This is a genomic window from Paenibacillus sp. An7, assembly GCF_009870785.1.
Lineage (GTDB): Bacteria > Bacillota > Bacilli > Paenibacillales > Paenibacillaceae > Paenibacillus.
On sequence record NZ_WTWX01000018.1, the window covers coordinates 46,580 to 59,580 of the forward strand.

At 38.7% G+C, this 13,001-nt stretch carries 10 protein-coding genes; 9 read left to right on the forward strand and 1 reads right to left on the reverse strand.

What is annotated here, in order from left to right; genetic code table 11:
• The first annotated feature begins 105 nt into the window (after window positions 1-105).
• On the forward strand, window positions 106-633 hold the full coding sequence (locus GQY27_RS16800; protein WP_236570637.1) for a GNAT family N-acetyltransferase: 528 nt from the start codon (window positions 106-108) through the stop codon (window positions 631-633).
• Window positions 634-791: 158 nt separating this feature from the next.
• Window positions 792-1,931 (forward strand): GGDEF domain-containing protein, encoded by a 1,140-nt coding sequence (locus GQY27_RS16805; RefSeq protein ID WP_160036414.1) that lies wholly within the window; start codon window positions 792-794, stop codon window positions 1,929-1,931.
• A 141-nt stretch (window positions 1,932-2,072) separates the two neighbouring features.
• Here GQY27_RS16805 and GQY27_RS16810 read toward each other — a convergent pair whose 3' ends face one another.
• The gene (locus tag GQY27_RS16810) at window positions 2,073-2,333 is read right to left on the reverse strand and encodes a hypothetical protein (protein ID WP_160036415.1); all 261 of its coding nucleotides are present in this window, start codon (window positions 2,331-2,333) and stop codon (window positions 2,073-2,075) included.
• Between the two features lie 288 nt (window positions 2,334-2,621).
• Here GQY27_RS16810 and GQY27_RS16815 point away from each other — a divergent pair, with 288 nt between their 5' ends.
• From GQY27_RS16815 to GQY27_RS16845, 7 genes are all read left to right on the forward strand, one after another.
• Entirely contained in the window at window positions 2,622-3,602 is a 981-nt protein-coding gene (locus GQY27_RS16815; RefSeq protein ID WP_160036416.1) for a LacI family DNA-binding transcriptional regulator, read from the forward strand.
• 173 nt (window positions 3,603-3,775) lie between these two features.
• Complete coding sequence (locus GQY27_RS16820; protein ID WP_160036417.1) at window positions 3,776-5,245, forward strand: glycoside hydrolase family 32 protein; 1,470 nt, start codon at window positions 3,776-3,778, stop codon at window positions 5,243-5,245.
• Window positions 5,246-5,393: 148 nt separating this feature from the next.
• Window positions 5,394-7,400 carry a sucrose-specific PTS transporter subunit IIBC gene (locus GQY27_RS16825; protein WP_160036418.1) on the forward strand — a complete coding sequence of 669 codons (2,007 nt, stop codon included), beginning with the start codon at window positions 5,394-5,396 and terminating at the stop codon, window positions 7,398-7,400.
• 229 nt (window positions 7,401-7,629) lie between these two features.
• A complete protein-coding gene (locus GQY27_RS16830) occupies window positions 7,630-8,733 on the forward strand; it encodes a serine hydrolase domain-containing protein (protein WP_160036419.1) in 1,104 nt (367 codons plus the stop codon).
• A 101-nt stretch (window positions 8,734-8,834) separates the two neighbouring features.
• The gene (locus GQY27_RS16835; RefSeq protein ID WP_160036441.1) at window positions 8,835-10,574 is read left to right on the forward strand and encodes an ABC-F family ATP-binding cassette domain-containing protein; all 1,740 of its coding nucleotides are present in this window, start codon (window positions 8,835-8,837) and stop codon (window positions 10,572-10,574) included.
• A gap of 293 nt (window positions 10,575-10,867) precedes the next feature.
• Complete coding sequence (locus tag GQY27_RS16840) at window positions 10,868-12,022, forward strand: S41 family peptidase (RefSeq protein ID WP_160036420.1); 1,155 nt, start codon at window positions 10,868-10,870, stop codon at window positions 12,020-12,022.
• Between the two features lie 378 nt (window positions 12,023-12,400).
• The gene (locus tag GQY27_RS16845) at window positions 12,401-12,826 is read left to right on the forward strand and encodes a hypothetical protein (RefSeq protein WP_236570638.1); all 426 of its coding nucleotides are present in this window, start codon (window positions 12,401-12,403) and stop codon (window positions 12,824-12,826) included.
• Window positions 12,827-13,001 lie beyond the last annotated feature (175 nt).

Here is a 13,001-nt window from a genome sequence, read left to right on the forward strand (position 1 = left end):
ACATTTCTCGCTCATAAATCTTGACCTTCGTATTATACCAGGGTGTAGTGTGATTTATGCAAGTTTGATATATCATAATACACCATGTAGCTGGAGTGAAATGTTTTGACACAACAAGAGAAATTCGATCAAGTATTTGACCTAATGAAAGCATCTTTTCCTGAGAGTGAGTATCGCGATTATAAAAATCAAAGAAAATTACTGTCCGATCCACGTTATCAACTTCTTACAGAAGAGAATAAGCAAGGCGAAGTTATTGCATTTCTTGCAGGATGGGAGTTTGCAGATTTTAGATACGTAGAAAATATTGCTGTTTCTCCATCGATTCGGGGAGGAGGAATAGGGAAACAATTAATGAACCGATTTATGCGGCAGTCTACTTTTCCAATCGTCTTGGAAGTCGAGGACCCTAAGAGTGACTTACAAAGAAGAAGAGTTCGATTCTATGAACGTCTTGGATTTCGCTTAGGTGAGTATAAATATGTTCAACCGCCTCTGCGGGAAGAAATACCCGGATTACCTTTGCGCATTATGAGCTATCCAGAGAAATTAACAGCATCCCAGTTTGAACAGGTGAAAGATGTGCTTTACAGAGAGGTATATAACGTACAACAAGTAAGTAACCCCATTTAAGTAACAAACTTTTATAACAACATTCTCATCTTCTAACTCGCACTTAAAAAAAGGATTTTAATATGAGTTATATAAGAAACTCTATTAAAGTAACCACCATACCTAGGAAAGAATGGTATATTTGATGTTGAGAACACAGATGATTGGATGGGAACTCGTTGATAAATGAACAAGGACTGTTTGATGATGTAGGAAAATGGCAGAGAAAGATTCTAAACGGCTATTGGATTGTGGTCTTGATTTCCTTAGTAGCTGAGATTGTTGCCCTTATTATTAAAATGAAACTTGAACCAGAAAGCGTGCAGCATTACTTAATTTATAAAATGTTGATTCCTACCAGCGTGCAAGTCACTCTTGTCACAGTGAATGAACTAATGGAGAGGTACTATAGGAAATCTTTCCCCATACTTACCATCTTAACGGGTACCCTGATTGGTGCAGTTCTGATTTACGGCAATATGAGAGTGATTGGCATACAATATGTCATGATGATTCCCATGTTAGTCGCAGCCTTTCACTTTACTAAAAAATACTTAACATTCGCTTTTTTGATGGTTATCGCTGAGCTCGCAATTTTATATATCTTGTTTCCATTAATTTGGACTCATATGACAATATTTGAACGGTTCGCCCTGTTTTATATACTGACTGGGGAATATTTAATCCTGATCCAATTACTTCACAGAGGTAATGACTTGCTGGAAAGACTGGTTAGGACTTCGCGCTCGGAACGTGACTTACTAATTAATAACACCATTATGGAACGGTTATCTAAAACTGACGCATTGACAGATCTATATAACCACAGGACCTTTCAAGAATATCTGGATCATTTGATAGAACATTGCGACACGAACAGAGTGCCTCTCCAAATGGCGGTGATCGATATTGATAATTTTAAATCTATCAATGATACATACGGGCATGCGGTCGGAGATATCATCTTGAAGAGAGTAGCCGGCATTCTGCAGCAGTCGCTAACTTCGGATGAGATTATCGCTCGCTATGGGGGAGAAGAATTCGCCATTATCTTTCCTGAAAAAACGTTAGAGCAAGCCTTCGAGATCTGTGAACGTGCTCGGGAATCGATCTGCCTGCTCAATCACCTCGAAATGGAAAATCGCCGGGTCACGGTCAGCATCGGGCTCTCTGGGTACGTTCATGGTATGGACAAATCACAGTTTTTCAGGGAAGTGGATTCCTTGCTCTATGCAGCTAAAAAAGAAGGGAAAAATAGAACAGTCTATCCGCATAACAACGAAAAGTCCGTTCCCTTTGGGGGACCCAGTGGTTTTTAATGACAGGTGTACTACATAAACAAATGAAACAAGGTAGCATTCAACCTATCAATTGAGTCACATTCAATTACAGAAAATAGGGTGACTAATTTCTCGATTTTTTTGGAGGAATATAAGAAAAAGAGCCCAGAAACAGGCTCCTCAACTTTCCTGCTTTTCAATTAATTCTTTAGGAACTCCCGCAGTGAGGACTTCAAGAGTCTCATAGTTCATAAGGATAAACACTTCTGTATTCGTATCGTCTGTCAAATGTCCATAAAGCCCTACGTCCGTCCCGAGATCAGGGGGATTAAACTTGTGATGTGTAAATTCTACGTTGAGATCATATTTTTCTTTAAAGTATGTTTTTCCTGCTTCCATAGCTTTGGTAACAGCTTGAGTATCTTCGTGTGAATCAGACATAAAGCTGCAACCTCCCATGATTAGGACAAAACAACCAAATATAAAAAGGATCAGGGATTTACTTTTTAGTATAGTGTTCACCCCTTAACTAACATGATATCGGTATATTACTATATTTTAGGTTTTAAAGTAAATGTAGGGTATGCTTCTTTGGAAGCTAACTGAACGGTTACTTATTTTCAGCTGTGGAGATAGCAAGGGATCGCATACCTTAGAAAAAGCAAGTATACTGTTATCATCATTTCTATGTATTCATAGCAGATTCATAGGTAAAAGAAGGGATAATGAATGAACAAAACCATTTCAGATATAGCCTCGATTGCTGGCGTAGCGAAGAGTACAGTATCACGTTATTTGAACGGGGGGTCAGTGAGCGAAAATACGCGCAGAAAAATCGAACATGTTATTAAGGAGCATCATTATGTTCCGAATACCTTTGCACAAAGCTTGAAGGCCAGAAAAACAAATATTATTGGAACGGTAGTGCCAAGATTGGACTCCTTTGCCTCCTCACAAACGTTAATAGGCATCGATGAAGAATTGCGAAACGTTAACTATCATATGTTAATCTCCAATACGAGTCAGGATTTTGAGAGAGAAATCGAGGCAATCTATAATTTTGCAAGGCAGAAGGTTTCCGGAATCATTTTGCTTGCAGCCGAGGTGAAGGATGAACATCTGACAGCGATAAAAGAGTGCGGGGTTCCCGTACTGCTTGTTGGCCAGCAGCATCCTGATCTGCACAGCTTGATACATGATGATTATAAGGCAGGTTATATGATCGGACGTCATATTCTTGAAAAAGGACACCGCCGAATTGCATATTTAGGGGTGACCGAAAAAGATATTTCCGTTGGCGTCCGGAGAAAAGAAGGATTTAAAAAAAGCTTGGAAGATAGTTCTTGTTATGTGCAGTATTATGAAACAGGATTTAAAATGACGGAAGCTATGGTGACCGCGGCTCATATTTTAGAGGAATATGATCCTTCTATTATTGTTTGTGCTACGGATAACATTGCCCTTGGTGTTATGAAAGCTGCGAGTGTAAGACAGATCGATATCCCTCGGGATTTATCCGTCACAGGATTTGGAGGTTATGATGTCACTGAGATTGTTCATCCGGCCTTAACTACAGTACAATTTCAATATAAAGAGGCAGGAAAGCGCGCTGCCCACAATATTGTAAGACTGGTGCGAGAGGAAGAAATTGAGGATGTTACGATGATGGATTTTGTATTACTTGATCGAGAGAGCGTTGACAAACAATAATTTTCTGCTTTATAATTCTAAAAAAGCGGTTTCATGATTTTTTCTTTCTCAAGAACGAATTATGAAACTTATTTTTTAAATCTTTCGGAACCGGTTCCACTCCCTTTTTTATAATCTGTTTTGGAACCGGTTCCACTAGAACTTATTCAAATCATTAGGTGGAGATTTATAAGATGGAAATAACAAGAGAAGAAAAGTACAGAAAGCTTGAACAAGCTTATCCCGGAGAACTAAAGAGCCTTACTGCTCTTGTTAAGAATTCACCATGGAGGCAGTTATTTCATATTCAGCCGCCTACGGGTCTTCTTAATGATCCCAATGGTTTTACCTTCTATCAGGGAGAGTATCACTTATTCTATCAATGGTTTCCTCTCGGAACCTATCATGGGATGAAATATTGGTATCATACAAAATCGAGGGATTTGGCCCACTGGGAGAATGTTGGTATAGGAATAGAACCTGGAGGACCCTACGATTCCCATGGTGCTTATTCCGGCAGCGGTATTGTAAAAGATGACAAGCTTTATCTTATGTACACTGGGAACTCTCGTGATGAGAATTGGGTAAGACATCCGTATCAAAATTTAGCTGTAATGGATACAGAGGGGAATATTATCAAAAGAAGTAGTCCTGTCATTAATTCGGTACCAGATGGGTACACCGAGCATTTCAGAGACCCCAAGGTATGGGGGAGTGAGGGTTCATATTATTGTGTAATCGGTGCACAGCGAACAAACATGACGGGATGCGCAGTAATCTATCGTTCTCCTGATTTAATCGAATGGACATTTGAAGGAGAGATGGTTACTAAATTAGATCATTTCGGGTATATGTGGGAGTGTCCGGATTATTTTGAAATGGACGATCAGGGCATATTCTTATTTTCACCTCAAGGTCTTAGTCCTAAGGAAGATGCTTTCAACAATATTTATCAATCAGGTTACCTCATTGGAGAGAAACTTGATGTGTCAACTAGACTATTCGACCATGGTCCCTTTCAAGAACTGGACCGAGGATTTGACTTTTACGCACAGCAGACAACCAAAGCGCCAGATGGCCGCCGGATTTTAGTTGGATGGATGGGAATTCCCGAATCAAATTACCCAACAGACAATCAGGGCTGGGCAAATTGCTTAACTCTGCCAAGGGAATTGACCCTTAAAGAAGACAAAATCATTCAGTGTCCGGTCCGCGAATTAGAACAGCTGCGCAAAGAACAGTCAGAGATTAAGGACTTACTTAGAGATGAAACCAAAACATTCCCGAATTTTACTGGCACTACTTATGAACTCATCTGTGAATTTACGAATGAGAATGCACAGCAGTTTGGCGTTGAGTTCCGAGCGGGAAAAAATGAAAAAACAGTCTTGTGTTATGATCATCTGCACAAGAAAGTGATACTGGATCGCTCTATGTCCGGTGAGCCTATCGAGTCAGCCTACGGAAATGTACGGCGCTGCCGATTAGAAGCAGACAAGATCAAATTCCAACTGTTTGTAGATACCTCCTCTGTTGAAGTCTTTGTTAACGATGGAGAGGAAGTTTTCACAAGTCGAATTTTTCCTAGCGAGGACAGTACGGAAATTCGCTTTTTCTCAAGCGGAGGAGTCGTTTCACTGGAAGCATCGCTTTGGAGGATTTAACGTTAAGAGATTACATCTTGGATCTGTTGATCTGTTGATTTGGTGATATGTTCTATGCAAGGTTCATTTGATAGCGATCATATTGGTTAACAGCAAGGAGCTGAAGTGAAAGGTTTATAGTCATCCAGTAAAAAAGGAGCGGTGTTACATGTCTGAGAATCGTGAAATAGCGAAACAGGTGATTGAGGCCACTGGCGGCAAAGAGAATATTGCTTCATTTGCCCATTGTGCTACCCGTCTGCGTATAATGGTCCACGATAAGGAGCTTATCGATCAAGCACGTGTGGAAAATATCGATAAGGTAAAAGGAGCATTCTTTAACGCAGGACAATTTCAAATCATTTTTGGAACCGGTACCGTTAATCGGATCTTCGATGAGGTTGAACAGCTTGGAATTAAAGGTACGACGAAACAAGAAGTGAAGAAGCAAGGGAAGAAAGAAGGAAACGTATTTCAAAGAGCCATAAGAACATTTGGCGATGTTTTCGTCCCGATTATTCCTGTACTCGTTGCAACCGGTTTATTCATGGGTTTACGCGGGCTGCTTACTCAAGAGCAAGTTCTGGCGCTGTTTGGAATAACGGCTGCTGATATCTCTCCAAATTTCTTGCTTTTTACTGAGATACTGACAGATACCGCATTTGCCTTTTTACCCGCCCTTGTAGCCTGGTCTGCGTTCCGTGTATTTGGCGGAAGTCCGGTACTTGGGATCGTACTTGGTCTGATGCTAGTAAATCCGGCTCTTCCGAATGCCTACAATGTTGCTAATGGATCTGAAGAGGCGCTTTACATGTTTGGATTCATTCCGATCGTGGGATATCAAGGATCTGTTCTTCCTGCATTTTTTGTAGGTTTTCTTGGAGCTAAATTCGAGAAATTCTTACGAAAACGGGTACCCGAATCCATTGATCTCATTGTAACCCCGTTTATTACACTGCTTGTCATCATCACGCTTGGATTGTTCGCGATTGGACCTGTGTTCCATACGGTCGAAGATTGGGTCTTGCACGGAACCATGTTCTTATTAGATCTTCCTTTAGGAATATCAGGACTCATTATCGGTTTCTTCAATCAGATCATCGTAGTAACCGGTGTGCATCATATATTCAATTTTTTAGAAATCCAGCTACTGGAGAAGACCGGTTCGAATCCATTTAACGCGATTGTTACTTGTTCTATGGCTGCTCAAGGCGCGGCATGTCTTGCAGTCGGATTAAAAACAAAGAATGCGAAGCTAAAAGCACTCGCACTTCCTTCATCGTTCTCCTCTTTTCTAGGCATATCGGAACCCGCCATTTTTGGTGTGAATTTACGATATATGAAGCCATTTGTTATGGCACTGATTGGCGGAGCCGTAGGCGGTTTTATGGCATCCCTATTCGGTTTAGCAGGAACAGGAATGGCGATCACCGTAATTCCCGGAACTTTGCTTTATTTAAACAATCAGCTGTTTATGTACATTTTATGTAACGTTGTTGCGATGGCTATTGCTTTCATACTAACCTATCTGTTCGGTTACAAAGATGAGAAGATCGAGGCAATCTCGGAAGGTGTGCAAAGCAAAGAACAGGTTCATAAAGCAACAAAGGCTAGTAGTGTTACTGCATCAAATGTATCAAATACATCAAATGCACCGATTAGATCAGAAAAAAATGCTCAGAAAAAAGAAGATGGACACACTCTAAGAATCCCATCCCCTATTACTGGGAAGACGATACCGCTTGAATCTGTCCCAGATCCAGCTTTTGCTGAGAAACATATGGGAGAGGGATATGCCATTGAGCCTGCGGAAGGTAAAGTATATGCTCCTTTTGACGGCGTTGTTGCACATCTGATGAATAAAAGTAAACATGCACTAATATTAGAGCATGAGAGTGGTGTACAGCTCTTGATTCATGTAGGGATTGATACGGTTTCACTTAAAGGATCGGGGTTTACAACTCATGTTCAGACGGGTGATCCAATAAAAGAAGGACAATTACTGCTTGAATTCGATATGGATTACATCTCAGAAGCTGGTCTGTCTACGATTACTCCTGTACTCATTCCTGCGGGTATAGAAGAGGTTGCCGCTATGAATGTGAATACAGACACTCAGACGACTGCAAATAAGGATGAAATAATGGTTATCCAAATGAATTCAAAAGGAAATTAAAATAAAGGGAAAAATCTTAAGTCGCTATCCTAGCGGCTTTTTTTTATTGTATCTCCCATTACCGGTGGCACGTTTCTAATCGATTACGTTCGTTAAACTAAGCTAGCAGACAGGAAGGATAGGACAGGGGAACGAATACATCATGTATCTGCTCAAAACCGTCTTAATAACACAGGTTTCGACATTCGAGTAATGAAAGCCTCATAAATCGAAAAGGAGTACTTTTACAATGAAGAATATACATAGTTTAGTTTCAGATTACACGAAAGATAAGAAACATTTACAACTTGTTATCGGAATGATTAGGGAGGAAGATGTTGAATACTACTCGTTTTGTAATAATAAAAAGAAAAATACGATCCCCCCTGAACATAGGTTGTTTGAAATCGCCTCCATTACTAAAGTTTTTACATCGATACTCTTATTAGAATTGGAACGGGAAAAATTTCTTTCCTCGGATGACATCGTTGGTAAGTACGTGCCAAATGCCAATAACGATTATTTAAATAAGATTACTTTGAAAAACCTTGCTACTCATACCTCAGGATTACCTGTGTTAGCAACAAACCACATTTTATCTAAAAACAGATCAAATCCTTATTCAACGTATACCGAGGAAGATTTAACTGCTTTTTTATCTACTGCAGACTTCACTGATCACATCGGTTCTTTTGGATATTCCAATATCGGTGCGGCTATACTTGGAAACATTCTATGTAAGGTGTCAGGTCATACGTATGACGAACTGTTAAAAAAATACATAACAAGTCCATTAAAGATGAATAAGACAGCCGTTATTCTTGATTCAGAACAAAATGGCAGGTTTTTGAATGGACATGCTTCAAGTGGGAAAAGAGTCCCTCATTGGGATGATCTCTCTATACATGAGGGAGCTGGGGGGATTAAGTCATCGGTTAGCGATCTCTGTTTATTTGTTCAAGCCAATCTAAATGAGAACAATCCGGTAGCCTCTACACTACAAAAGAGTCATCTCCCTATATCGATTGGAAATTCAAACCTTTATTTTGGCTGGGCTGAGGATAAAATACTAGATCAGCGAATCCTGTGGCATAACGGGGCTACCGCTGGTTTTAATAGCTATCTAGCTTTCAGTAAGGAACATCGTACAGGAGTTGTATTGCTATCCAATTATTCATTTTTCTCGAATTCTCTTATTGATTATTATTTGTCTCAACTAAAGAAATGGATTACTAAAAAAGAGCCTTCTCAAGGAGCGATGGTAGATTCTACAGGTATAAAAATACTTGAAGCCATCATAAGTAGTATGACTCATGATAATGACAGAGCGTTTCATAGCATCGGTAAGCGTTAAAAATGAATTGTACTTGGTAGTAAACAGTGTTACTCTAAAAGTCTGTGTTTGGCAAAACAATTAATAATAGACACCATTTTCGTTGTAAAGAAAGGTACATGATGATAAAAGTTGATAACTTATCCTTCTCATTCCCCCAGAAAGAACTGTATAAAAACATCTCATTTACGCTTGAAGAGGCACAACATTGTGCATTTATAGGAACCAGCGGCAGTGGAAAAAGTACGCTGATCGATATACTGATGGATCCGGAACGACATTTGTTCGAGGGCAAGCTAGAGATAGATCCCACATGCAGCATTGGGTATGTAAGTCAGTTCTCACAAGTAGACCAATCGAAAGAAACCACCGTTTTTGAATATATAGGAGAAGAATTTATTAAAATACAAAATGAAATAGCTTCTATATGTACGGAAATGGAAACATCACTAGATATTGAACCGTTACTTGAAAAGTATCAAGCGGCCTTAGACGCATTTGATTCAATGGACGGGGATAATTTTGAAAGCAATATTAATAAGAATTTAAATCTAGCAAACCTGATGAAGCTAAAAGACCTTAAGGTGTCTGACATAAGCGGTGGGGAATTCAAACTAATTCAAGTGATGAAGGAAATGCTGAGTAGTCCAGATTTAATGATAATGGACGAACCCGATGTATTTTTAGATTTTGAAAACCTAAATGCGCTTAAAAATTTGATTAATTCCCATAAGGGCATGTTGCTTGTTGTAACACACAACCGATATCTATTAAATCATTGTTTCAATAAAATCATTCACCTTGAAGACATGGAGATCCAGGAGTTTGATGGTCGATATATTGAGTACAATTTCTCATTACTTCAAACAAAAATAGAACTGCAAGAAATCGCAGTTGCTGAACAAGAAGAAATTAATAGATACGATAACATCATTGATAATCTTAGAGCGATCGCCACTATTAATTCAGAAGCATCTAGAGGGAGAGCGTTAAAAGCGAGGGTCCGGTTCCAAGAGAGATTGGAAGCTCGTAGAATTAAAGCACCCTTTGTTGATATTAAGCAGCCGAATATTCGTTTTGATACGGATTATGAGATGGAAGACACTACGGTTATAAATGTCAGTAATTATCGTGTTGCCTTTGATGAGCTGCTGTTAGACAATGTTAGCTTTGAGATTAAATCTACAGATAAAGTAGCCATTATCGGTCCAAACGGTACCGGGAAAACGACGTTACTTCGAGAAATCTTTAAGAATCGTCATGATTCAATTGAAATAAATGCGGATGTTACCGCAGCTTATTTATCTCAGGTTCAAGGCGAGATGCTAACGGATTCGAATACCATACTAGATGAGTTCATCGATGCTGGGTTTAGCACTTATGATGAGATTAGATCGTATATTGCAAACTATGGCTTTGAAGGAGAAATCCTTGATCAAAAGATAGGGTCTTTATCTGGTGGAGAGAAAAACATGCTTCAGTTAGCCAAGGTTTCTGCCAGTAAAGCAAACGTACTGCTTCTTGATGAACCGACAAGTCTTTTAGACACCTATACACAAATCGCACTAGAGAAAGCCATCCAAGACTACAAAGGTGCGATCCTTATGATTTCTCATGATTTCTATTCTGTTGTAAACGGGATGGACTACGTTCTAATCATTGAAGATAAGACGATTAGTAAAATGAGTATGCAAGAATTTAGACAGATGATTTATACGAGTCATTTTAATAAAGACTATCTAGAAATGGAACAAAAGAAAAAATCAATTGAAATGAAAATAGAATTGGCTTTAAAAGATACTAATTTTGAATTAGCAAAAGTACTGGTTGATGAGTTAGAAGAACTAATTAAACTGCTATAAACGAAAGAGACACTGATGGATAGAATATCAGTGTCTTTTTGCTGTATTGATTTCTTTCTATGAGGGGGAGAGATCTACACAGGAAGGAGAACTCACCAATCGGCAGCTCATTGAACGGACTGGCAGGACATTTCAAACATCTCGCGAATACTTTCCTCCAGCAGAATGTGCCGAAAAGATATTAAGTTATATTAAGTCGGATAAGGAATACCTACAACACATATTCAAAACAACCTCCAACCATATCAACTGATTGGGGGTTAGTAATATAGAGATTCGAAGGGGGACGTCAATTGAAGTACTCAAATATATTTGCTGAAGTTGTTTCTATTATGCATCAGGATTATGCGGGTTATGATGAGAAAATAGGTTGGGATCATCCTGATTATTTCAAGAAGAAAATAGAGGATCTTGAAACAAGTGGAATTATTACGCCCCAACGGTTTACTGAACTTGTGAATGAATACCTTCTTAGTTTCAAAGATCGTCATATGTACTTTAACTTACATAATTCAGAAAAAGTAGAAGTAAAAACTTGTGGTTTTACGGTAAGGAATTACGAAGACACTTTATATGTAACTGAGACGAAGGAGGAGGATCGATTTGAGAAAGGGACAAGAATTGTTTCTATCGATGGAGAATCCATTTCTTCGATAAGAAAACTGCACCATACCATGCTTAGGGAATCTCATCCTGAGAGAGAAGAATGGGATGAAATCCTGAATAAAGCTTCGTATTCTGATTTTGCAGATACCGATAGAATAGTGAATTTAATAGAAGAACATAAAGATGACCTGCTTAAAAGTAAAAATATGATTGTTGATGTTCGGAATAATAGGGGAGGGAATTCTCATGCTTCTTCTTCTCTATTGAGATATATCTTTAAAAAAGGAGAGAAGCCAATTTCTCCTCTTAAAGTCCGAGAATTTAATTGTTCTGACCGAAATGTGGAACTCTTTTTAGAGCAGGCCGAGAAAGTTCGAAGTTCAACAAATAATGAAGAAACTCTGAAAATGATAGAGTACGGTGAAAACCAATTTAAAACATATCGAAATCAAGGATTTGTTGCTTTTGATTTTTCGGAATATATTGCAGATTTGGAAAACAATTTCGAGGGGGAAGACAACCTAGAAAAAGTAATCATTTTATCTGACTATTACTGTGCAAGTGCGGCAGAAGAATTTGTTGAAACCAGTAAAGAATCATCCAAAGTAACCATAGTAGGACGTGCCACTATGGGATTAAACGATTATAGTGACATCGTGTGTGTCCAGTGGGACAAGCAGTTCTCCCTATGTTATCCAATATCAAGACTTCAGCTGAAAACAGAAATAGACCCCATACATGGAAAGGGAATTCAGCCTCATGTATATATAAAATGGACACCAAAACACATTGAAGAAGATATAGATCTACAGCAAGCATTGAAATTAATAGTGAAGAGTTAAGGAACAGTTCTAGTAAGAAGAACGGAATCAAAAACAAATCGTTATTCCAAAAAAACAATGGACTTTAACTTACAAAAAGATAACCATAAAGTCATTGTTGTCGGGGGACAGAACATAGTCCCATTGTAAGTCGCTATTTTAGCGGCTTTTTTATTTTATCGGTACAAGTTCTTGTCCCGAGCCAAGGACAAAAACTTGTACCGATTGCCGGAATGGACAAGAGCATAGACCGATTATCGATTAGATAAATATATAAAGAAGATCCAAGTATTTCATCCAGGCAATATTGTTTAGCTATAATGAATATTTCTATTGTGATCTCACAATATGTTGCGTAAAATTTTGAGAAAATCCATACCCAATTAAAGGAGAAATGCAATGAAAGTTGACGTACAATTAACGGACAAAAATAATGCATATGTGATTAAAAACCTGTTACCGTTGTACCTATATGACCTATCCGGCCATTATGACAGACTTCCAAACGCACATGGGATCTATGAGGAGAATGACGACTGCAGAACATTAAGTGAGCAGTATGATGTTCAAAATATTTGGTGGGAAAAGCCGCCTGGTGTCCTATTTCCCTACTTAAATTTAGTAAATGGGATACCAGCGGGGTTTATTCGAGTAGCGACCCCTCCGTACTGTAATAATGGAATTGAGTATTTTGTAAATAAGTTATTTTTAATCCGATCGTTAAGAGGTCAAAGGATTGCTGAACTGTCGGCAACTATGGTGTTTCAACAATTCAGAGGGAATTTGGAACTGTTTACTAACCCTTCAGCCCAAAACGTTGTTTGACAAAAGTTTTGGAGAAAAACGGTTTCTAAATATACGAATGGCAATTACATGGAGGAATTGGGGGGAACCTTCGATCGATATGAACTTATTTTTCGCTTTAATAATCTTGCATGAGTCGGATGTATTGTTGGTGCTTGGGCTGGAGCTTATCAATTTACCTGAGCCTGTGTTCTTA